Annotated in this window: 22 protein-coding genes; 12 read left to right on the top strand and 10 right to left on the bottom strand. The window is 70.5% G+C overall.

The window, feature by feature from the left end:
• The first annotated feature begins 238 nt into the window (after positions 1-238).
• A complete protein-coding gene (locus BXA11_RS23640) occupies positions 239-1,696 on the top strand; it encodes an alpha/beta hydrolase (protein WP_076437916.1) in 1,458 nt (485 codons plus the stop codon).
• Between the two features lie 115 nt (positions 1,697-1,811).
• Here BXA11_RS23640 and BXA11_RS23635 read toward each other — a convergent pair whose 3' ends face one another.
• Positions 1,812-2,414 carry an ATP-dependent Clp protease proteolytic subunit gene (locus BXA11_RS23635; protein ID WP_076437914.1) on the bottom strand — a complete coding sequence of 201 codons (603 nt, stop codon included), beginning with the start codon at positions 2,412-2,414 and terminating at the stop codon, positions 1,812-1,814.
• Positions 2,415-2,630: 216 nt separating this feature from the next.
• Positions 2,631-5,426, bottom strand: coding sequence for an AfsR/SARP family transcriptional regulator (locus tag BXA11_RS23630; protein WP_076437912.1), 2,796 nt, complete (start codon positions 5,424-5,426; stop codon positions 2,631-2,633).
• Between the two features lie 601 nt (positions 5,427-6,027).
• Between BXA11_RS23630 and BXA11_RS23625 the strand changes: the two genes are divergently transcribed.
• The 3 genes from BXA11_RS23625 (at position 6,028) to BXA11_RS23615 (ending at position 8,266) form a co-directional block, all read left to right on the top strand.
• Positions 6,028-7,131, top strand: a complete 1,104-nt coding sequence (locus BXA11_RS23625) for a NucA/NucB deoxyribonuclease domain-containing protein (protein ID WP_076437910.1) — start codon at positions 6,028-6,030, stop codon at positions 7,129-7,131.
• A gap of 85 nt (positions 7,132-7,216) precedes the next feature.
• Positions 7,217-7,714: a hypothetical protein gene (locus BXA11_RS23620; RefSeq protein ID WP_076437908.1), complete on the top strand. Its 498-nt coding sequence runs from the start codon at positions 7,217-7,219 to the stop codon at positions 7,712-7,714.
• 336 nt (positions 7,715-8,050) lie between these two features.
• Positions 8,051-8,266, top strand: coding sequence for a hypothetical protein (locus BXA11_RS23615; protein ID WP_076437905.1), 216 nt, complete (start codon positions 8,051-8,053; stop codon positions 8,264-8,266).
• 49 nt (positions 8,267-8,315) lie between these two features.
• Here the strand turns inward: BXA11_RS23615 and BXA11_RS23610 are convergent, their stop codons facing one another.
• Both BXA11_RS23610 and BXA11_RS23605 read right to left on the bottom strand, forming a co-directional pair.
• Positions 8,316-9,701 (bottom strand): glycine--tRNA ligase, encoded by a 1,386-nt coding sequence (locus tag BXA11_RS23610; protein WP_030506239.1) that lies wholly within the window; start codon positions 9,699-9,701, stop codon positions 8,316-8,318.
• 164 nt (positions 9,702-9,865) lie between these two features.
• The gene (locus BXA11_RS23605; protein ID WP_030506240.1) at positions 9,866-10,183 is read right to left on the bottom strand and encodes an antibiotic biosynthesis monooxygenase family protein; all 318 of its coding nucleotides are present in this window, start codon (positions 10,181-10,183) and stop codon (positions 9,866-9,868) included.
• Between the two features lie 122 nt (positions 10,184-10,305).
• Here BXA11_RS23605 and BXA11_RS23600 point away from each other — a divergent pair, with 122 nt between their 5' ends.
• From BXA11_RS23600 to BXA11_RS23590, 3 genes are all read left to right on the top strand, one after another.
• Positions 10,306-10,728 (top strand): DUF6703 family protein, encoded by a 423-nt coding sequence (locus BXA11_RS23600; RefSeq protein WP_030506241.1) that lies wholly within the window; start codon positions 10,306-10,308, stop codon positions 10,726-10,728.
• 55 nt (positions 10,729-10,783) lie between these two features.
• Entirely contained in the window at positions 10,784-11,188 is a 405-nt protein-coding gene (locus tag BXA11_RS23595) for a Fur family transcriptional regulator (protein WP_076437903.1), read from the top strand.
• A gap of 88 nt (positions 11,189-11,276) precedes the next feature.
• Positions 11,277-11,825 carry a CGNR zinc finger domain-containing protein gene (locus tag BXA11_RS23590; RefSeq protein WP_143734469.1) on the top strand — a complete coding sequence of 183 codons (549 nt, stop codon included), beginning with the start codon at positions 11,277-11,279 and terminating at the stop codon, positions 11,823-11,825.
• A gap of 86 nt (positions 11,826-11,911) precedes the next feature.
• Here BXA11_RS23590 and BXA11_RS23585 read toward each other — a convergent pair whose 3' ends face one another.
• On the bottom strand, positions 11,912-12,709 hold the full coding sequence (locus tag BXA11_RS23585; RefSeq protein ID WP_030506244.1) for an isoprenyl transferase: 798 nt from the start codon (positions 12,707-12,709) through the stop codon (positions 11,912-11,914).
• Between the two features lie 128 nt (positions 12,710-12,837).
• Positions 12,838-13,605, bottom strand: coding sequence for a DNA repair protein RecO (gene recO / locus BXA11_RS23580; RefSeq protein ID WP_030506245.1), 768 nt, complete (start codon positions 13,603-13,605; stop codon positions 12,838-12,840).
• A gap of 266 nt (positions 13,606-13,871) precedes the next feature.
• Between recO and BXA11_RS45435 the strand changes: the two genes are divergently transcribed.
• Positions 13,872-15,479, top strand: coding sequence for a CDP-alcohol phosphatidyltransferase family protein (locus BXA11_RS45435; protein WP_076437901.1), 1,608 nt, complete (start codon positions 13,872-13,874; stop codon positions 15,477-15,479).
• Positions 15,476-16,186: a DUF5941 domain-containing protein gene (locus BXA11_RS45430; RefSeq protein WP_076437898.1), complete on the top strand. Its 711-nt coding sequence runs from the start codon at positions 15,476-15,478 to the stop codon at positions 16,184-16,186. Before BXA11_RS45435 ends, BXA11_RS45430 begins: the two co-directional genes overlap by 4 nt.
• A gap of 113 nt (positions 16,187-16,299) precedes the next feature.
• Here the strand turns inward: BXA11_RS45430 and BXA11_RS23565 are convergent, their stop codons facing one another.
• A complete protein-coding gene (locus BXA11_RS23565; protein WP_159454832.1) occupies positions 16,300-16,794 on the bottom strand; it encodes an ATP-binding protein in 495 nt (164 codons plus the stop codon).
• Between the two features lie 224 nt (positions 16,795-17,018).
• Here BXA11_RS23565 and BXA11_RS23560 point away from each other — a divergent pair, with 224 nt between their 5' ends.
• A complete protein-coding gene (locus tag BXA11_RS23560) occupies positions 17,019-17,918 on the top strand; it encodes a helix-turn-helix domain-containing protein (protein ID WP_076437894.1) in 900 nt (299 codons plus the stop codon).
• A 1-nt stretch (position 17,919) separates the two neighbouring features.
• Here BXA11_RS23560 and BXA11_RS23555 read toward each other — a convergent pair whose 3' ends face one another.
• The 3 genes from BXA11_RS23555 to BXA11_RS23545 form a co-directional block, all read right to left on the bottom strand.
• The gene (locus tag BXA11_RS23555; protein ID WP_030506250.1) at positions 17,920-18,828 is read right to left on the bottom strand and encodes a LysR substrate-binding domain-containing protein; all 909 of its coding nucleotides are present in this window, start codon (positions 18,826-18,828) and stop codon (positions 17,920-17,922) included.
• 70 nt (positions 18,829-18,898) lie between these two features.
• Entirely contained in the window at positions 18,899-19,627 is a 729-nt protein-coding gene (locus BXA11_RS23550; protein WP_076437892.1) for an ABC transporter permease, read from the bottom strand.
• Entirely contained in the window at positions 19,624-20,367 is a 744-nt protein-coding gene (locus BXA11_RS23545; RefSeq protein ID WP_076437890.1) for an ABC transporter ATP-binding protein, read from the bottom strand. The genes BXA11_RS23550 and BXA11_RS23545 overlap by 4 nt, the downstream gene beginning before the upstream one ends.
• Positions 20,368-20,431: 64 nt before the next feature.
• Between BXA11_RS23545 and BXA11_RS23540 the strand changes: the two genes are divergently transcribed.
• Positions 20,432-21,124 (top strand): TetR/AcrR family transcriptional regulator, encoded by a 693-nt coding sequence (locus BXA11_RS23540; RefSeq protein ID WP_076437888.1) that lies wholly within the window; start codon positions 20,432-20,434, stop codon positions 21,122-21,124.
• 115 nt (positions 21,125-21,239) lie between these two features.
• Positions 21,240-21,701, top strand: a complete 462-nt coding sequence (locus tag BXA11_RS23535; RefSeq protein WP_076437886.1) for a cupin domain-containing protein — start codon at positions 21,240-21,242, stop codon at positions 21,699-21,701.
• Positions 21,702-21,723 lie beyond the last annotated feature (22 nt).

The following is a 21,723-nucleotide window of genomic DNA, read 5'->3' as shown; positions in this document are numbered from 1 at the left end:
AGGGGTTCCGGAGCGAGGGGTATCGGCGCGAGTGACGGCGCGGGGAAAGACGGCACGGATGCCGGCGGGACAGGTCTCTACGGCACGGATCCCGGCGACGCGGATCCCGGCGACGCGGATCCTTTCGGCACGGATCCCGGCAGGACGAATCCTGGCGGCACGGATCCTGGCGCCACGGATCCTGGCGGCACGGATCCTTTCGGCACGGGGGACGGCGGCGCGAAGGGTCGGGCCGGTGATGGCGGCGGTGGCCGCCGGGCTCGGCGCGATGACGGCGACCACCGGTTGCGGCGGCGCGGGGGTCGCCCCGGAGGAGTACGCGTCGAGCGCGCCCTCCCTGTCCTGGAAGGCGTGCGAGGAGACGGCCTCCTCCTCGGGCTTCGAGTGCGCCACGCTCCAGGTGCCCCTCGACTACGCCAAGCCGGAGGGCAAGAAGATCGGCATCGCCCTGGTCCGGTTGCGGGCCACCGACCAGAGCAAGCGGATCGGCTCCCTGGTCTTCAACTTCGGCGGTCCCGGCGGCTCTGGCGTCACCACGCTCATCAACGCGGCGCACGCGTTCTCCACACTCAACAGCCGCTACGACCTCGTCAGCTTCGACCCGCGCGGCGTGGAGCGGAGCAGCGGCATCCGCTGTCTCACCGCCCCCCAGATGGACCAGTACATGAGCGGGGAACCCAGCGAGAACGCCGCGACCGAGACCAAGCTCGTCAAGGGCTTCGCCCAGGCGTGCGAGCGCAACGCGGGCTGGATCCTGCCCTACGTCGGCACCGTCAACGCGGCACGCGACATGGAGACGCTGCGCGAGGCCCTCGGCGAACCGCACCTCAACTATCTCGGCTTCTCCTACGGCACCCACCTCGGGGCGGTGTACGCCACGCAGTTCCCGCAGAAGGTGGGGCGGATGGTGCTCGACTCCGCCGTCGACCCCTCGGTCACCATGCTCGACATGGCCAAGACCCAGGCCCTCGGCTTCCAGAAGGCGTACGAGGACTACCTCGCCGACTGCACCAAGACGCGGACGAGCTGCCCGCTCGGCGCCGACGCCGCGGCCGCGAACGCCACCGTGCTGAAGCTCCTCGACACCCTGGCCCGCACGCCGGGGAAGGTCGGCTCACGCACGGTCACCGAGGACATCGCCAGGGCGGGCATCACCCAGGCGCTCTACAGCAAGCTCACCTGGCCGCTGCTCACCGAGGCGCTGGACGAGGGCAGGAAGGGCAAGCTCGACGGCCTGCTCGCCCTGGCCGACCAGTACGCGGGGCGGCAGCCGAACGGCACCTATTCGACCCTGCAGTTCTCGCTGCCCGCGGTGCTGTGCGTCGACAGCACCGACCGCCCATCGGTCGCCCAGGCCGAGGAGCTGGCCCGGCGGCTGGAGAAGAAGAGCCCGATCTTCGCCTCGACCGCGATCAGCGCGGGGGCGTGCAGCGTCTGGCCGGTGCCCGGGGACGACGCCGCCAGGCATGTCGACGCCACCGGGTCCAATCCCATCCTGGTGGTCGGCGTCACGAACGACCCGGCCACGCCCTACCAGTGGGCGCCACGGCTGGCCGAGCAACTGCGCACCGCCGTGCTGCTGACGCTGAACGGCGAGGGCCACGGCGCGTACGGCCAGAGCCAGTGCATCGACGACAAGGTCAACGCCTACCTGCTGGAGGGGACGGTCCCGGCCAAGGGGACGCGCTGCGGCTGAGCGCGCTCCCCCGCCGGTTCACGACACCATCCACGGCGCCCTCCACGGCGTCACAGTGCCGATCACATGTGCCGCACTCACCGCGCCGCGCTCACCAGCGATCAGTGTGCCGCTCTCACTGTGCCGTCCGCACGGTGCCGAGCCCGGCAACCACGTGGTCGACGATGCCGTACTCCCTCGCCTCCTCGGCGGTGAACCACCGGTCCCGGTCCGCGTCCGCCTCGATGCGTTCGAGCGGCTGCCCGGTGTGGAAGGCGGTGCGCTCGGCCAGGGTCTTCTTCGTGTGCAGCATCTGCTCGGCCTGGATCGCGATGTCGGCCGCCGTGCCGCCGATGCCGCCGAGCGGCTGGTGCATCATGATGCGCGCGTGCGGCAGGGCGTAGCGCTTGCCCGGTTCGCCGGCGCACAGGAGGAACTGCCCCATCGACGCGGCCAGCCCCATGCCCACGGTGACGACGTCGTTCGGCACATATTGCATGACGTCGTAAATCGCCAGACCGGCCGACACGGAACCACCGGGGGAATTGATGTAAAGGCTGATGTCCCGCGCGGAGTCCTCCGCGGACAGCAGCAGCAGTTGCGAGCAGATCCGGTTGGCGATGTCGTCGTCGACCTCCTGCCCGAGCACGAGGATGCGCCGTTCCAGCAGCTTGCGGCCAAGATTGCCGGAGCCGAACCGGTCGCCGGCGGGGTCGCCCGAGCGCGCGTGGTGGTCCATCTGGTCTCCCTGTTCCGGTAGTCGGGTTATGCCGCGACATTAGTCCCGGAACCCGGGAAGAGGACTGCCTATTTCACTGTCAGCACATTTTCGCCATGGGCAAATTACGCTACAAGCATATTCCGCCGTCAGCGCGGTTCCGGATGCTACGGCTGCCCCGAACAGCCCGGCAGAGCCGGTGCCGCCACCCGGCTCGCCGAGCTCGTCGACATATCGTCAGGCGGGGCCATCCGACCGTCCGAGTCTCGACCGGAGGTCATCGGCGCTGGGGTGGCCCAGATCGGTCAGGATGTTCAGCGCCAGACGCCATGTGCTGCGGGCGTCCGCTTCCCGGCCCGCCGCCTCGTGGTTGTCGCCCATATGGGTGAGGACCAGAGACTCGTTGTAGCGGTCGCCGTCCTGCCGGTGCATCGCGAGCGCGCGCCGGTAGCAGGTCTCGGCTTGGTCGTGGTCCCCGAGCTGATGGTGGACGTGGCCCAGGCTGTCCCAGGTGGCCGATTCCCCGTCGCGATCCCCGGCCTCCCGAAGCCAGGTCAGAGCCTGCCGGCAGTGCTCGAGCGCTTCCCGATGGTTTCCGACGGCGATGTGGTACCAGCCGACTGCGCTGATCGCCCTGGCCTCCCAGTGCCGCTGGCCGGCGGCCCGGTAGAGCCGGAGTGCGTGTTCGGCGCTGTCCAGCGCCTCCACGTGGTGGCCCTGCTGCTCGAAGACCCGCGCAAGGTTGCTGTGAATGTGCGCCTGGCCGGTCAGGTCTTCCAGCCGCGCGAAGTGCTCGAGTGCGTGCCCATACTCCCGGACGGCCGCGTCGGCGTCACCCAGCCGGGTGTGGGCAAGGGCGGTCCCAAGCCGGCTGAGGGCGAGCACCTGATCGTCCCCTCGGGCCGCCGCGAGAGCGTGACCGTGTACCGCGATCATGTCCCGCCAGGCCCCTGTACGGTCCAGGAAACTGCTCATGGACCACGCCAGCTGCCAGGTGTGCGTGTCGAACCCGCACGCGGCGGCGAGCTCGGCGCACGCGAGCAGGACGGACCGCTCCGATGTGAACCAGGCGAGGGCTTCGCCGTGGTCGGCGGGGGCGGCCACCGTCACACCGGGACGCGGATCGGCGATCGCGATGGGGTCGCGCGCCGGATGGAGGAGAAGCGCCGACCGGTAGGCGGTCTGCAGGTAGTGGTCGACGATGCGGCCGGCGACCTCGCGGCGTTCCGCTTCGGTCTCGGCCTCCCGGTGCAGCTCGACGGCGTAGGTGTGCAGCAGATCGTGGAACGCCCACCTGTCCGGCGCGTGCTCGTCCAGCAGGTGGACCGCGGTGAGCTCCGCCAGCAGGCGTCGCGCCTGCTCCGGCGGGAGTGCGGTGGCGCTCGCCGCCACGGCCAAGCCGAAGTCCGGCCGGGGGTGGGCGCTCATCCGCCGGAAGAGTTCCGCCGCTCCAACGCTGAGTGCTCGGTAGGAGCAGGCGAAAACCGACCGCACATCGGTCGCCGGGTCGTCGTCGTGGAACGCGTCCAGGCTCGCCCCGGCCTGCCGGAGCTCGTCCGCGAGCGCGCGCAACGGGAACGCGGGACGGGTCACGGCCCGGGCCGCGGTGATCACCAGTGCCAGCGGGAGGCGGGCGCAGGAGGCGATGAGGTGGTCCGCTGCGCCGGCGTCCGCCGAAACCCGGTCGCGTCCGATCCTCCGGGTCAGCAACTCCTGCGCCTCTTCAAGGGTGAGCACGTCGACCGCGAGCGGATGGGCACCATGACCGGCGATGAGACCGGAGAGCCGGTTGCGGCTGGTCACCAGGACGAAGGACCCAGGCGATCCAGGCAGCAGTGGACGCACCTGTTCGGCGCTGTGGGCGTTGTCGAGGATCACCAGCATCCGCTTGTCGGCCAAGAGATCGCGATACAGGCCGATCTGGGCGTCCGGGGACACCGGCACCCGATGCACGGGAACCCCGAGGGCGGCGAGGAAGCCGCGCACGACCTGCTCGCTGGTGACGGCCGACCGGCTGGCGTCGAAACCGCGCAGGTCGGCGAACAGCTGCCCGTCCGGGAAACGATGACGCGCGCGGTGGGCCCAGTGCACTGCGAGGGCGGTCTTGCCGACCCCGGGCACTCCGGAGAGCACAGCCACGACCACAGCGGTCGCTTCCCGTTCGGACATCGCCGCCAGCTCGTCGAGCGTGCTCACGGCCTCTGCCCGCCCGGTGAAGCCCATCACGTCCGCGGGCAGCAGAGCCGGTCCGCGTCGTGGCGCCGCCGTGCTCGTGGCCTCAGCCGTGGGGCCCTGCGGGGAGAGGGCGTCCTGGTACGCCTGCCGGAGATCGGGGGACGGATCCGCGCCCAGCTCCTCCACCAGGCGCCGGCGCGTCTCCGCGTAGACCTGCAGGGCCTCCGCGTTGCGCCCCACTGCGGCCAGTGCCCGGATCAGTGCGGCGCTCAACGGCTCGACCAGGGGATGCTCGTCGAGCATCTCCCGCAGGCGCTCGATCACGACCCCGCCCCGGCCCGCTGCCGTCTCCAGGCGCGCCAGGTCGAGCATCGCGCCGAGGCGCCGCTGGGCCGCCTCCCTGCGCACGGACTCCGCCCACTCCCCGGTCAGGCCGGTGAGCGGAACCCCCCGCCACAGGCCGAGCGCCTCCCGCAGTAGTTCGGCTCTGCGCGGATCTTCCCCTCGTGTCGCCCGCGCGCAGTCGAGCAGCAGCCGGAAACGGTGCAGGTCCACCTGCTCCGGCCGGGCGCCGAGGACGTAACCGGCGTGGCGATGCTCCAGCCTCGGCGCGTCGCCGCCGGCGGCGGCCTCGCTCAGCGCCCGGCGCAGCCGGGTGACGTAGCTGTGCACGGCCCCGCGAGCGGTCGTGGGCGGCGCCTCGTCCCAGACCCGGTCGATGATCTTCTCGATGGGGACGAGTACGCCCACGTCGACCAGTAACGCGGCGAGAACCGCCTGTTGTTTGCGCGGGCCCGCATCCACCGGATGCGTGTCCGTTGTGATTTCGACCGGTCCCAGCAGCCGGAACTGCACCATGGTCTGTCTGTTCCCCTTTGATAGCGCGGGCCGGTCCGTGCGAATGCGCGACCACAGCTAATCAGGACAGATCGGCTCGGCTCAAGGATTCGTTAAGCGCGAATGGAGCGGGCGGCGAAACCTTGGTGGCGCGCCGGTTCCGCCCTTCTCGCGGGGGCGGGCGGAGACCGCGGGCGGCGCACCATTCCCGGAGCCTTATGTGCGGTGAACCAGGAGGTCATATAGGCGAAAGCAGGCGTGGATCAAGTTGCCGCCGGTCGTCACGCTCGCCTTCCTGAAGATCGCTCCGCGTGATCCGCCGCGTGGGTGGTCGGAGCCCGGCACCCGCCGCCGATCGGCGAGCGTCTGCTCGTTCAGCGGGTGGCGGGGTCGGCGCCCCATCGCCTGCCGGGCGTCGTAGCGGCTCCACCAGTGCGTATACCTGGCCTATACCGACGTCTCGGATGCTTCGTCACCTGCCCTTATTCCCGGACCGGATTCACCTCCTCGCAGAACCCTCGCTTCCCTTCACCCCCCTCCTGCCTTACGGGACGCCATGAGCACTCTTCGCATGCGAAAAATCACGCTTCTGACACTGCCGCTTCTATTGTTTTGCGCGCTGATGACGGCCTCCGCACGGGACGCGGTCGCGCACGCGGCCACCAGGGCGATCACGGAGAACGGCTGCGATCACATCGGTGATCGCTTCCCTTCACTCGCCCGTCAAGGCAAGAGGAAGGTGCTGTGCGTCGCGCCGGTGACACAACCGCCGGGCAGATCGGTCCTGAGCTCGACGAGCGCCGCCGACGACCCGCCGCCCCTGCCCACCTGGTGCATCGACCCCCCTGACGATCAGTCGAAGAGCGCGTGGAAGACCAGGCGATTCGCCGCCTGCCTGATCAACTATGCGTCCGTCAGCGTCTACGACACCACCACGAGGGCTCTGCTCGGTCGCACCATGATCAACTACATGCATTTCATCGGCATGTTCAACGACAGCCTGGAACTCACCGATGTCTTCGCGATCGTCCGCTTCTACTCCGAGGGAGAACTGGTCCCGGACGACGCGCTCAGCTTCCGCCTGGCGGTCAGCTGTTCCTACGGCTGTACGGCCGGCGACTTCGGCCCTCCGATCACACTGCCCGAGAACTCCACCCGCTACCTGACCCCGTCCGTCCCGCATCTCGTGAACGTGCCCATCGACGGGATACGCACCGTCAACACCACGTACGAGCTGCAGTTGACGCATCCGGGCGGGGACACGGAGATAATCAACGTCTTTCCGCCGGAAAAGGGTCCGTACCCTTCGCCGGACATCCGCTGCGACAGGATTCTCAGCGGCGCCGGCTGCGTCATCCCGAGTTTCATCCCCACGCTCGACGGGCTGTCCGCCTACCCGACGGTCAGGACGCACATCAAGCGTGCGCAGGCCAGTGGGCTTCCGGGAGCCCCCGGCACCACCCCCCTTCACCGGCTTGCCGACCCGGCGAAGGCCAAGAAGAACCGGGACATGGCCTGCCCCGACTCGACGCCCCGTCCGCCTGGACTGACATGTGACGAATACCCCATGGCGCGCACTTGGGAGGGTGCCTGGACGAGCGGCGGCGCCTACAGCACGGACATGGTCCTCGACACGGACAACTCGGGCGCGGGAGGGAAGTTCGGAGCACTCGTCACCCGCGATCGGCTGCTGGACCGCGACGCCTTCTGGGTCGATCCCAGCTGATTCCCCGATGGCCACGTCATTCTCATCGCGCCGGGCCCGGTATCGGACCGGTGACCACGTAGATCCGCCAATGGAAAGGACAGCCGTGTCTTACAAGAACACGACCGCGAAGCGCTTCATGAAAATTCTCTTCGCCGTGGTCGTCGGAGCGGCGGCCACGACGGTCGGCCCGATCTCCGCCGCGAACGCCACCACAGGCGAGTGCGACAAGACCTGGGTTCCCGACTACTACCAGGAGGTCGGCGGCGCCGGCATCTACCTGGGAAACGCACGCTACGTCAAGCTGATGAACGGCGGCGCCTTCAACTACAGCTACGCCCAGATCTCGCCGAGCGATTCGGGGTACACCGTCTGGGTCGACCGTAGCCTGCAGGGGATGCCCAGCAGCCTGCCCATGTTCCCCACCACGGAGCAGGTGCAGGCGAACGGCGGCTGGAAGCAGTGCGGACCGTTCTACAGCTCCAGCAGCAGCAATCTCGTCATGAACTGGAACACCGATCAGCAGCGGCACTACGCGGTCCGCGCGTGCGCGCGCAACGCGCTCGGCAGCTACTGCGGCAACTGGTACATCGACCGGAGCTGACCGGCCGCCCTTCACCGGGCCGGCGGCACCCACGTCACCGCTGACCGACCACGCCGGCCAACAGCACGAGGTCGCTGGTGACGAGCGAGCGCCTTCCGGAGCCCCGGAAGGCGCTCGCAAGGCTCACGGCGCCAGGGCTTGGACCTCTAGAAGCCGGGTCGAGTAGCCGTCGTTGATCGCCGCCAGGCTCTCCCAGGAGGACACGTACGACGTCGGTCGGCATGAACGACACGTCGTCCGGGTCGTGGACGGCGCATAGGGGTACACGACGGGTGGTACACGGTCTACCACACGGCCGACGCCCCGGGCGGCGGTAACTTCCGCAGGTCGGTCGCGGTGGACAAGCTCTCCTTCAACGCCGACGGCATGGTTCAGAAGGTGATCCAGACCAGGGGCGGCGGCACCGGAGGCGACAACAAGGCGCTGACCGCGACCGCCGGCCACGATCCGCGACTGAACGTGTCGCCGGCTCAAGCGCCGCCCGCCGCCGTGACACCGGCAGCCCCCGGCGCCTCCGGAATCGAGGTTCACTCCACTCCGGCGGGTCGCTGACACAGAAGCGCCCGTCCGGATATTTCCGGACGGGCGCTTTTGGCGGTGCTCAGTCGTTGAGGTGCTGGCGCAGGTACGACTCGACCTGGTCGAGCGCGACCCGCTGCTGGGCCATGGAGTCCCGCTCGCGGATCGTCACGGCCTGGTCCTCCAGGGTGTCGAAGTCGACCGTGATCGCGAACGGCGTGCCGATCTCGTCCTGCCGGCGGTAGCGGCGGCCGATGGCGCCCGCGTCGTCGAAGTCCACGTTCCACCGGCGGCGCAGCCGGGCCGCGAGGTCGCGGGCCTTCGGCGACAGGTCGGCGTTGCGCGACAGCGGCAGCACCGCGACCTTGACCGGGGCGAGACGGTGGTCGAGGCGCATCACGGTCCGCTCCTCCATCACGCCCTTGGCGTTGGGCGCCTCGTCGACCGTGTAGGCGTCCAGGAGGAAGGTCAGCGTCGCGCGGTCCACACCGGCCGCCGGCTCGATGACGTACGGCACGTAGCGCTCGCCCGACTCCTGCTCGAAGAACGACAGGTCGGTGCCGGACGCCTTGCCGTGCGCGGTGAGGTCGAAGTCGGTGCGGTTGGCGATGCCCTCCAGCTCGCCCCACTCGCCGCCGGCGAAGTTGAAGCGATACTCGATGTCCACGGTCCGCTTCGAGTAGTGGGACAGCTTCTCCTTCGGGTGCTCGTAGAGCCGGAGGTTGTCCTTGTTGATGCCGAGGTCGACGTACCAGCGCAGGCGCTCGTCGATCCAGTACTGGTGCCACTCCTCGTCCGTGCCGGGCTTGACGAAGAACTCCATCTCCATCTGCTCGAACTCACGGGTGCGGAAGATGAAGTTGCCCGGGGTGATCTCGTTGCGGAACGACTTGCCGACCTGGCCGATGCCGAAGGGGATCTTCCTGCGGGCCGACTGCTGGACGTTCAGGTAGTTGATGAAGATGCCCTGGGCGGTCTCCGGCCGCAGGTACGCCAGGCCCGACTCGTCCTCGACCGGGCCGAGGAACGTCTTCAGCAGGCCGCTGAACTGCTTGGGCTGGGTGAAGGCGCCCTTGTTGCCGCAGTTCGGGCAGGTGATGTCGGCCAGGCCGCCCGCCGGCTCGCCGCCGTGCTTGGCCTCGTACGCCTCGACGAGGTGGTCGGCGCGGTAGCGCTTGTGGCACGACTGGCACTCGGTGAGCGGGTCGGTGAAGGTCTCGACGTGGCCGCTGGCCTGCCAGACCTCCCGGGCGAGGATGACGCAGGAGTCGAGGCCGACGACGTCGTCGCGGCCCTGCACCATGGTCTTCCACCACTCGCGCTTCACGTTGTTCTTGAGCTCGACACCGAGGGGGCCGTAGTCCCAGGACGCTCGCAGGCCTCCGTAGATCTCGCTCGACGGGAAGACGAGCCCACGGCGCTTGGCGAGGCTGACGATCGTTTCCAAGACGTCGGTGCGACGTGCCATCAGTGGAACTCCATCCGGCTGGGTGTCGGCGTTGAGATCGGGGTCAGCGGTGCGATGCTCGCTGAAGCGGGCGGGCCGGCCCGGCCGCCGTGTCGCGGCTGCGGGACATCCGGCCACCTGCCAGGATCCGTGCTCAAGCTTAGGGGAATCCGGCGCCCCCGCGCTCAAGCCTTGCCCACGGTCCCCGCGTTCGCCCCCTCGCCCGGCAGCGTGTAGACGCTCTCGAAGGCGCTGGGCTCGTTGATCATAAGGGTCATCAGGGGATACATCACCATGCGGGCCGCGGACAGGGCACGCCGGTAGTAGCCGGCGCCCTCCCACTCGCTGACCACGGCCCACAGGGCCGGCTCGTCCACCGACCTGCCGATCTGCCCGCGCAGGTATCCCGGCTGCGCGGCCAGCAGATCGAGGATGGCGCGCGCCTGAGCGGCGAACTCGTCGGCGCGGGCGCCCGGCACCGAATAACGGATCACGGCGAGCATGCCGCCCAGCATGCCACCCCGCGCGTACGCCCTGCCGGGGAGGGGGCGGCCCGGGCGGGAGGAAGCAGCGCGGGCGACGCGACAGGGCCACGATCGGGCGGATGCGCACTAGGCTCGAACACGTGGGAAGCGAAACCGAACCGCCGCGCCGTCAGGTGCCGGCCCATCCTCTGGCGAGGAAACCTCCCGCCCAGGGGGACGCGGCGTCCCCGCGGGTGCGGCGGCCGCTGCCGCAGGGCGAGCAGTTCTTCACGCCCGGCGCCACCGGGCTGCGCGCGGAGATCGAGCGCAGGAGCGCCGCGCCGCTGGTCTTCCTGTTCCAGCAGCCCCGCTGGCTGGCCCCTCTGGTGATGGTGGCCCTGCTGATCGCCGGGCTGGTGGTGCCCGACTGGCGCGGCGGGGTGGCCGTGCTTCCGGTGCTCGCGTTCATCGCCTGGCTGGCCTACCTGTCCTGGCCCTCGCTGCGTCCGGTGGGCCGGTTGCTACGCGTGGCGGTCGCCACGTTCCTGGTCCTCCTCGCCGCCACCCGTTTCGGACTGATCTGACGCGAACCGGCCTAACCTGGTAGGTCGTAGGGCGAAGCCGTACACAGGAGTCCTGATGACGAAGAGCCGTGACGCCGTTCACGAGATCCTCCGGCAGAGCCGGGGGTTCCGCAGCGCGCAGGACGTGTTCGCCGAGATGCGCGCGGTCGGCGCGAAGATCGGCCTGACGACCGTCTACCGGGCGCTCCAGTCGCTCTCCGACGCCGGCCGGGTCGACGTCCTGCGCACCGACGAGGGCGAGTCGGTCTACCGGGCCTGTCAGACCGACTCGCACCACCATCACCTCGTGTGCCGGGAGTGCGGGCGCACGGTCGAGGTGGCCGGGCCGGACGTCGAACGCTGGGCCGAGGTCGTCGGGGCCGAGCACGGCTTCATCAACGTCACGCACACCGTGGAGGTCTTCGGCACCTGTGCCTCGTGCGCGGAGGCGTCGCGCGCGGAGACGGCCGGAAAGGGCTGACCCCGCCCCGCGCGGTCCTTACGAGAGGTACGCTGCGGGCGCCGCGACAAGGACACGATCCAGCCCGCCGCGACAAGAGGGAGATGGCGTGCCGTTCAGCCATGACATGGTGTACTCGCTGGCGACGGTGGTGGACCTCATCAACACCGGCGCCGGCGACAGCGACGGGCTGGCCGAGGTCGGCGACCTCGAGGAGTTCGTCCGCAGGCGAGAGGTCAGCGGGGTCGAGGTGGTGAGCCCGCGGGACCTCGCCGAGGTCCGTGCCCTGCGCGAGGAGTTCCACGCGGTGTTCACCGCGCCGGACCAGCCGACGGCGGTCGGCCTGCTCAACACCCTGCTGCAGCGCACCCGCATCACCCCGCACCTCGCGGAGCACGACGGCCATCCTCTCCACGTCCACTACTTCGCGCCGGGCTCGTCGGTCGCCGAGCACCTCGCCGCCGACTGCGGCGTCGCGCTCGCCCACGTGCTGGTGGAGAACGAGCGGGACCGCCTGCGCACGTGCGCGGCGCCCGACTGCTCCCACGTCTTCGTCGACGAGTCGAGGAACCGCTCCCGGGTCTACTGCGACAGCCGCACCTGCGGAAACCGCATGCACGTCGCCGCGTACCGGGCCCGCCGCCGCGACGCCTCCTGACGCCGGGCCCGCAGCCGCGCCGTGTCCCGGGCCGTGTTCCGTGCCGTGTCCCGGTGGCGTGCCGACGCCCGTCGGTGGCGGGCGTGTCAGTGGCGCGCGGCGCCGGAGTTCTGGGCCGTCTCGTTCGGAACGGCCCCGCCGTACCTGCGGTCGCGCTTGGCGTAGATCTCGCACGCCTGCCACAGGTCGCGCCGGTCGAAGTCGGGCCACAGCTGGTTGAGGAACACCATCTCGGCGTACGCGGACTGCCAGAGCAGGAAGTTCGAGGTGCGCTGCTCGCCGGACGAGCGCAGGAACAGGTCCACGTCCGGGATCTCCGGCTCGTCCAGATAGCGGGCGAAGGTCTTCTCCGAGACCTTGTCGGCCTTGACCCGGCCCGCGGCGATGTCGCGGGCGAGCCGCACGGCGGCGTCCACGATCTCCGCGCGGCCGCCGTAGTTCACGCAGAACTGGAGGGTCAGCGTGCTGTTGCCGACCGTCATCCGCTCGGCGTCCTCCAGCTCCTTGATCACGCTCTTCCAGAGCCGCCCGGGACGCCCGGCCCAGCGGACCCGCACGCCCATCGCGTTGAGCTGGTCGCGGCGCCGGCGGATGACGTCGCGGTTGAACCCCATGAGGAAGCGCACCTCGTCAGGCGAGCGCCTCCAGTTCTCGGTGGAGAAGGCGTACGCCGACAGGTAGGGGATGCCGATCTCGATGGCGCCCTCGATGACGTCGAACAGCGACGCCTCGCCCATCTTGTGCCCCTCGGTCCTGGGCAGCCCGCGTGTCTTGGCCCATCGGCCGTTGCCGTCCATGACGATCGCCACGTGTCGCGGCAGCAGGTCGCGCGGGATGGCGGGCGGGGTGGCACCGGACGGATGCGGAGTGGGAGGACGGACCATGTACCGAGGGTATTGCGTCCTGGCCGGTCCTCAGGCTCGCGAGACGTGCGGATCCCGTGCGGATCCTGTGCGTTCCCCGCGCGACGCCGACGCCCCCGGTCACGGCCCCCGGACCAGGTGAGGGCCGGTCAGATGATCCTCGCTTCGCCTGCCGTCAGCTGGCCCGGCCACTCCCGTTCCACGTGACGCAGCGAACGGATGCCGTGCTCCAGGTGCCACTGCAGGTAGGCGGCGACCAGGCCGCTGCACTCGGTGCGGTGCCGGGCCTCGGAGGCGTCGGCGGCCGCCCAGTCGCCGCGCAGCAGGGCGATCATCAGCGCGATCGTCTCCGCGGCGGGCACCGCGGCGCCGGCCGGGCGGCACGCGCCGCACACCACGCCGCCGGAGACGATCGCGAAGGCGCGCACGGCCTCCGCGCCGCACCGCGCGCACTCCGACAAGGCGGGGGCGTAGCCCGCGACGGCCAGCGAGCGCAGGAAGAACGCGTCGAGCACCAGCCGGGCCTCGTGGCCGCCCTCGGCGAGCGTGCGCAGTCCGCCGACCAGCAGCAGGAACTGGCGCAGCGCCGGCTCCTTCTCCCCCACGGTCAGCCGGTCGGCCGTCTCCAGCATCGCGGTCCCCGCGGTGTACCTGGCGTAGTCGGCCACGATCGGCTCGCCGTACGGATGCAGGGTCTCGACCTGGGTGATCACGTCGAGCGACCTGCCGCTGTGGAGTTGCAGGTCGACGTGGGAGAACGGCTCAAGCCGCGCGCCGAAGCGCGACATGGTCCTGCGCACGCCCTTGGCCACGCCGCGGACCTTGCCGGTGCGCCGGGTGAGGATGGTGATGATGCGGTCGGCCTCACCCAGCTTCTGGGTGCGCAGCACGACGCCCTCGTCCCGGTAGAGGCTCACCCCGCCATCGTATGGGTGGGCGCGGGCGCCCGCCCCGCCAGACGGGTATTCGCCCCATTGAGGCGCACGAATGGTGAAAATTCGGTAATGATCCGGCGACGATGCCCGGAGGCGAACCCGCTCCAAGCTGTACATCTAGGGACCGTACGGTAAACCTGGGGTGCATCGGTTCAACCGAAAGGTCACTAAGCTTTGGCTTCCGGCGGACTTCCCCGCGCCGGTCAAGCCTGAGGGCCTGATCTCCCCCCGTTGCGTGAAAGGTTGCCATGACCCGCGTGGTCCTGCTGGGCGCCCCGCCCGGCCCGATCAGTCCCCCGCCGCTCGGCGGTCAGCCCGCCCTGCCCGCGGACATCACGCTGAAATCGCTGCCCGGGGCCCCCTCCGCGTACGACAGGCTGCTCGCGCAGGCCACCGCGCTTGACCCCGAGCCGACGACGATCGCCCGCCCGCAGGACGCCGCCGCCTACCGCAGGCCGTACGGCCGGGTGGTGGAGAGCCCCGACGTCGCCGGCGACCTGCGCGCGCTGGCCGACGCGGTCGAGAACGCCGAAGAGAACCTGCTGATCCTGCCGGCCGACTCGCTGGTGCACGACGAGCTGATCTACCAGATCACCAAGGCCAAGCGGGGGGCCATCGCACTGGTCGTCCGCCAGCAGCGCGAGGAACTGGACGAGAACGCGCCGCCGGCGGAGGAGACGGAGGAGGTGCCGATCGAGGAGGCGGAGCCCGAGATCGGCGACAAGGTCATCGAGGGGCTGCCCCAGCGCACCCGCATCGGCCGGAGCCGGATCGTCTCGGTCGGCACCGCCTATCACGCGGTGACCCGGCCGAACGCCGCACTGCTCGGGCCGCTCCACCTCCACCAGCGGCACCTGCAGACCCTCGCCGAGGTCGCCCGCGAGCTCGCGGACATGGCCCACCTGTTCGGCCCCGAGGACGACGTGACCGAGCTTCTCGTGCTCGGCCTGGTCCGGCGCGGCGTGTCGGTGGGCCGGCGGGGCCGGCGCGACCTGTTCTTCCGCCGCGTCCGCAGCCAGGCCGACGCCGACGAGGCGCTGGCGGAGATGGCGGACTACAACGAGGACCGGGCCCGGCTGAACAACGCCGTGAAGGGCGCCGACGGCTTCTTCACCACGTTCTTCGTCAGCACCTACTCGCGTTTCATCGCCCGCTGGGCGGCCCGCCGGGGGCTCACGCCCAACCAGGTGACGCTGATCTCGATCGCCCTCGGCCTGCTGTCGGCCGGCGCGTTCGCCACCGGCACCCGCTGGGGGGCGGTGGCCGGCGGGGTGCTCATCTACTTCGCGTTCGTCTTCGACTGCGTCGACGGCCAGGTCGCCCGCTACGCGCGCAAGTTCGGCGTGCTCGGCGCCTGGCTGGACGCCACCTTCGACCGGTTCAAGGAGTACGCCGTCTTCGTCGGCCTCGCGGTCGGCGCGACGGTGTCCGGGCAGTTCGGCGACGGCGAGGGCGTCTGGACGCTGGCGCTGGTCGCGCTGGCCCTCCAGTCGGTCAAGCACCTGCTGGACTTCTCGTTCGGTGCGGCCAACCGGCGCAAGGCGCCCGTGCCGCTGCCCACGCTGGACCTGACGGTCGCCGACGACCGGCCGCTGCGGGAGGCGCTGGAGGAGCGCCGGGCGAGCCGGAGCACCGGCGTGCGCGGGCTGCTGAAGCTCTGGACCAAGGCCGGCAAGTTCCGCCCGGTCCACTGGGCCCGCAAGATGATCGTGTTCCCCATCGGCGAGCGTTTCGCCGCGATCGCGATCACCGCCGCGTTCTTCAACCCCCGGGTGACGTTCCTCACGCTGATCGTCTGGGGCGGCGTCGCGGCCACCTACACCCTCACCGGACGTCTCCTGAGGTCGCTCGCATGATCACTCAGCCGCAGGCCACCACGCCGCTTCCCGACCCGGACGAGGAGCGCCGCCGCGTGCAGACCGCGCGCCTGCTCGCCTACCGCGACGACGGCCCGCTCGCCACCGCGCTGAAGGGCTCCCTGGGCCGGCTGCTGCCGCCCGTGCCCGCGACCGTGGTGGCACTGATCGCGATCGTGGCGCTGACCGTCGCCGGCACCCTCACCGACGGCCCGATCCTGATCGTGCCCGTCGCCGTGCTGCTCGTGCTGGTCCTGCCCACCGCCGGCCGCGACCACCTGGGCCGTTTCGACTGGCTCACTCCCCCGCTGCTGCGTGCGGCCGAGTTCATGACGATCATCGTGCTCGGGCTGGCCGAGGACACGCCCAAGTGGCTGCTGTTCGTCCTGCTCTACACGATCGGCTACCACACGTACGACACCGTCTACCGCACCCGGCAGGGCATCTGGCCCCCCGCCTGGCTCTACCAGGCCGGTCTGGGCTGGGAGGTCCGCCTGCTGGTCCTGGGCGTGGCCGCCGCCGCCGGATGGCTGACCCCCGTGGCGGCCGTCCTCACGGCGTACCTGCTCGTGCTGTTCGCGATCGAGAGCATCACGAGCTGGGTCCGGCTGGACAAGGCCTCCGCACAGGCCCAGGCCGACCAGGACCTGGAGCAGTCGCCCGAGGAGGCCGCCGAGCAGGTCACCGGCGAGGCCGAGCAGGGCTGACTTGTCCGTCCCCGAAGCCCGGCGAGGCCGGCGGGGACCCGTGGCGACCGTCGGGCCGCCGCCGGCATTCGGTGCCGGCGGCGGCCCGGCCGGTTTCCGGGGGCGGATGTCGCTCAGGAGGTGGGCGAGGCGTCGAAGAGCGCCCAGACCACCTTGCCGCCGCCGCGGGTGAGGATCCATCCCCACGCCGCGGTCAGCGCCTCGACCAGATGCAGCCCCCGGCCCGACTCCGACAGGTCGCTCCAGGGGGAGACCGCGGGCACCCGCGCACTGGCGTCGCTCACGCCGCAGCCGATATGAAACCGGTGCCTCACCAGCCTCAGCCGGATCGGCGGGGCGTCCGCGGGGTCGCCGGGAGCGTGCCGCAGCGCGTTCGTCACCAACTCCGACACCACGATCTGCGCGTCCGGCACGAGGCCGGCCAAACCCCAGCCGCACAACGTCCTGGCGGTGAAATCACGTGCGGCGGCGGCAGACGTGGTGCGCCCGTGAAAGGTGCACGTCGCAGAAGGAGGCAGGGACAAGCCGGCGACGTCGTCCCGCTCGAACATCGAGGTCAACCACGGAGGCGCTGTCGCGGCTCCCGGGCCCGCCAGGTCTGCTGTCATCGCCGATCCCTCAGGTCTCAGCATTACATGATGTGAATTTCCCTGCCGTCGTGTATCTTGCCCTGTGCCTTGCGGATGCAAGCACGCGTGCACGTGCAAATGTCATGCGTCCCCCGACTTCCGTGGTAGTTCCCAGAAAAGACGGCCTGGCCCGGGTCCGGTAGGATGATCAACCCGTTTGGTTTACCAGGAATTCTTCCGGGAGCGCCGCCGATGGAGCGATCGTGAACGCACAGGCGGGCAGCACCGCCCCCGCACTGGCCGGGACCGCCCGCGGCGGCCCGACGGCCCTGCGGCTTCTGCTCGGGGCCCAGCTCAGGCGGCTGCGCCGGGAGAGCGGCATCACGCCGGAAAAGGCGGCCCGTGCCATCCGCGGGTCGCACGCCAAGATCAGCAGGCTCGAGCTCGGCCGGGTCGGCTTCAAGGAGCGGGACGTCGCCGACCTGCTCACCCTCTACGGCATCACCGACGCCGACGACCGGGCCGTGCTACTTGACCTGGCGCGGCAGGCGAACATCCCCGGCTGGTGGCACAAGTACAGCGACGTGCTGCCGGGCTGGTTCGAGTTCTACGTCGGGCTGGAGGAGGCGGCGTCCGTCATCCGCTGCTACGAGCTGCAGTTCGTGCCCACGCTGCTGCAGACGCCGGAGTACGCGCGGGCCCTTGTCCTGAGAAGCAACACGGGGCGGTCCGCCGACGACGCCGACCGGCGCGTGGACCTGCGGATGCGCCGGCAGGAGCGGCTGGCCGGGCCCGAGGCGGCGACCCTGTGGGCCGTGATGGACGAGGGGGCGCTGCGCCGCCCGATCGGCGGCAGGAAGGTGATGCGGGCCCAGCTGGAACACCTCATCGAGGTGACGAGGCAGCCCAACATCACGCTGCAGATCGTGCCGTTCGACCACGGCGGGCACGCCGCGTGCGGAGGGCCTTTCACGATCCTGCGCTTCGACGCGCCGGAACTGCCCGACGTCGTCTACCTGGAGCAGCTCACCAGCGCCCTCTACCTGGACAAGTCCGAGGACACCGAGGCGTACACGCAGGTGATGAACGCGCTGTGCGTGGACGCCCGGCCGGCCACGCAGACCAGCGCGTTCCTGGAGGAGCTGCTCGCCGACCACGGGTGAACTATCTCCTGGAGAAGAACGCCTGGCAGGTCTCGGCGAAGGCGACCGCCCGGGCGGTGGGCCGCACTCCGCGCACCGAGGCGAGCACGACGTCGAGCGCGGGCACGTCGTCGCTGATCGGGACGCACGCGACCCGGCCGCCGTCGTAGGTCTGGTCGTTGTCGGCCCGCTGGTTGAGTATCGAGTAGCCGTGCCCGCCCGCCACCAGCGAGCGGGCCGTCTCGTAGCTCGACGTGCGGAACCGGACGCGCGGCTCGGTCGGGTAGATGGCCCGGAAGTAGTCGCGGCTGCGCGGCAGGTCCAGCAGGATCATCGGCTCGGCCGCCAGGTCCGTCAGCGACACCGTCTCCGCCCGGGCCAGGGGGTGCTCCGGCGGCAGCAACGCGTACGGCCTGGCCCGGGTGAGTGTCCGGATGTCGAGGTCGAGGGCGAGATCGATGGCGTAGACGAGGGCGACCTCGCACCGCCCGTCGAGCAGCGCCGACTCCATGGCGGAGATCTCGCCCTCCGCGACGCTGACCCGCACCCCGGGGTACTTCTCGGCGAACTCGCGCAGCAGCCGGGACAGGTAGAACGGCGCGAGCGTGGTCAGGCAGCCGACGGCGAGCTCACCGGTCAGCGATCCCGCGAGGCCGCGCGCCGACTGGGCGAGCGCCGCGGCGTGGGACAGGAACTCCCTGGCCTCGACGAGGAAGCGCTCGCCCGCGCGGGTCAGCGACAGACCGCGGGCGTGGTGGCGGATCAGGAGCTGGACCCCCAGCTCCCGCTCCACCTGCGCGATGGCGGCCGAGATCGCCGACTGCGCCACCATGAGTTCTCTGCTGGCCGCGGTCATGCTGCCGAGCTCGGCCGCGGTTACGAAGTAACGCAGCTGGACGAGGGTGAAGTTGACGTCCGCCACGCCACCCATTGTGACCGTCTCCGTGCCCGGCGGCGCCCGCAAACCGGTATCAACTTCGAATGCCTTTTCCTACCCCTGATCAGGCGTTTTCCCTCTGGAAACGCCTGGTGCCCAAGGTAACGCCCAGGACGGCGAAGGCCAGGGACACGACTACGCCCCACACCAGGGCCGACGACGCGTAAGAACCGGCGAAAAGCGCGCGCAGCCCCTCGACCGCGTACCGGAACGGCGTGAGCCGCGACACCACGTCGAGCCAGGCGGGCGCGAGCGACATCGGCAGCAGCGCGCCCGACAGCAGCATCAGCGGGACGACCAGGGTGGACATCACGGGCGCGAACAGCTCCTGCCGCAGCGTCAGCGCCGCCGTGTACGACAGCGACGCCATGCCGACCGACAGCACGGTGGTCAGCAGCAGCGCCCCCAGCACTCCCGCGATCGGCGCCCGCAGGCCCAGCGCGTAGCCGGCCACGATGATCGCCACCGCCTGGACCAGCAGCACGACGCTGTCCCTGAGCACCCGGCCGAGCAGCAGTGTCACCCGGCTCACCGGCGTGACCCGCAGCCGTTCGAGCACGCCGAACCGCTGGTCGAAGACGATGGTGAAGCCCGCCATCCCCGCGCTCGTCAGCCCGAGCTGCACCAGCAGTCCCGGCACGAGGACGGCCCACGAGCCCACGCCGCTCCGGTCGAACAGCGGGCCGAACAGCACGAGGTAGAGGAACGGCTGCAGGGCGCTGAAGACCAGGCTGAACTTGTTGGTGAAGGAGACGCGCAGGTAGTGCCCGGTCAGGGCGGCGAGGGCGGTCACGCGGCGGCCCCCTCGCGCAGCTCGCGGCCGGTGACGGCGAGGAAGACGTCGTCGAGCGTGCGCGCGCCGTGCTCGGTCTTCAGCTCGTCCGGGGTGCCCGCGGCGACGATCCGGCCGTGGTCGATGATCAGGACGCGGTCGCAGAGCGCGTCGGCCTCCTCCAGGTAGTGGGTGGTGAGGAAGACGGTCAGGCCGTCCCGTTCGCGCAGCCGGCGCACGTGGTCCCACAGGTTGGCGCGGCTCTGCGGGTCGAGCCCGGTCGTGGGCTCGTCGAGGAAGAGCAGCTCGGGCCGGTGGAGCAGGCCCATCGCGATGTCCAGCCGGCGCTTCTGGCCGCCCGACATCGTGACCGTCGTACGGTCCTCGACCCCGGGCAGGTCCAGCTCGGCGAGCAGGGTGGCCACCCGTTCACGGGCCTGCTCCCTGTTCAGGCCGTACAGGCGGGCCTGGAGCACGAGCTCCTCCCCCACCGGGGAGAACGGCGCGAACGCGCCGCCCTGGGCGACGTAGCCGATGCGGCGCCGTACGGCCGCGGGGTCGGCGAACAGGTCGGCGCCCGCGACGGCGGCGGCGCCGGACGTGGGGCGCAGCAGCGTGGTGAGCATGCGCAGCGTGGTGGTCTTGCCCGCGCCGTTCGGTCCGAGGAAGCCGACGATCTCCCCCGGGGAGACATCGAGATCGATCCCCCGGACGGCCTCGACCGGGCCGAAGGTCTTGGTGAGCCCTCTGGCGTGAATCATGTCCGATAGAGTAACACCAAATTTGGAGTCACTTAAAGATTGTGCTCGCCCTTACAATCGGAGCGTGGAAGAGGGCCTGCGGGAGCGGAAGAAGCGGGAGACCCGGCAGCGCATCGCCGACATCGCGATGGGGCTGTTCCTGCAACGGGGGTTCGACAACGTCACGGTGGCCGAGGTGGCCAGAGCGGCCGACGTGTCGGTCAACACGGTGTTCAACTACTTCCGGACAAAAGAGGACATGTTCCTCGACCGCAGCGAGGAGACCGAGGATCTGCTGGCCCGGGCCGTACGCGAGCGCCGCGCGGGCGAGACGGCGGCCGAGGCGGTGCGGCGCGACTTCTTCGAGGCACTCGACGCCGGTGACTGGCGTTACGGGATGAGCGAGGGCGCCGACGTGTTCGCGCAGCGGGTCAGGGAGAGCCCGGCGCTGCAGTCACGGGTGCGCATGCTCGACGTCCACCGCGAGGAGCGGCTGGCCCGGACGCTCGCCGACGAGACCGACGCCGACCCCGACGACCTGACCCCCCGGCTGGTGTCGGCGCAGATCTGCGCCGTCGTCCGCGCGCTGATCCGCCATTTCGCGATGCGGCAGATGGCCGGTGAGCCCGCGGCGCTGATCAGGACGGACATCAGAAAGCACGCCGAGCGCGCCTTCGACCTGCTGGAGCACGGGATCGGCGGCTACTGCCCCCGGCCCGAGCCGGAGACGCCGGGCCTCCCGCACTCCGGCGAGCGCCCCACAGCGGCGCCTCGGTGACGCGGGCCCTGGGACAAACTTGGAAGACGGCGGCGCCCGGGAAGAAACGGGCAGGCTGGTATCACCAGGAGAGACGCGACCCCGGCCGGGCCGTCGTGAGAGTCAGGAGAGACCGGTGAGCATCGTCCTACCCGAGGATCCGTTCCACCGCAGGCTGCACCACGTGGTGCCCGCCGGCCTGACCTCGGAGACCGCGCAGACCGGCGGCATGCACCGGCGGGCCGCCATCAGCGGCGGGTCCGTGGGGTCGAGCCGGTTGTGGATGGGCCAGACCCACGTGGCTCCGGCGACCGCCTCCGCCAACCACCACCACGGCGACTCGGAGACCGCGATCTACGTGGTCAGCGGCACGCCGTCGTTCGTGTTCCTCGACGTGGACGCCGAGGAGCCGCACGAGGTGCGCATCGACACCAAGCCGGGCGACTACGTCTTCGTGCCGCCGTTCGTGCCGCACCGGGAGGAGAACCCCGACCCCGATCTGGAGGCCGTCGTGGTCATCGCCCGCAGCACGCAGGAGGCGATCGTGGTCAATCTGCCCGAGCTCAAGTGGACCGGCCCGGTCCGGACGACGGCCTGACCATGGAGGCCGTCGGGTGAAC

Source organism: Microbispora rosea (assembly GCF_900156315.1).
GTDB classification, from domain to species: Bacteria; Actinomycetota; Actinomycetes; order Streptosporangiales; family Streptosporangiaceae; genus Microbispora; species Microbispora rosea.
Note: the sequence above shows the minus strand (reverse complement) of the source record. Positions and strands in the feature narration are given on the sequence as shown.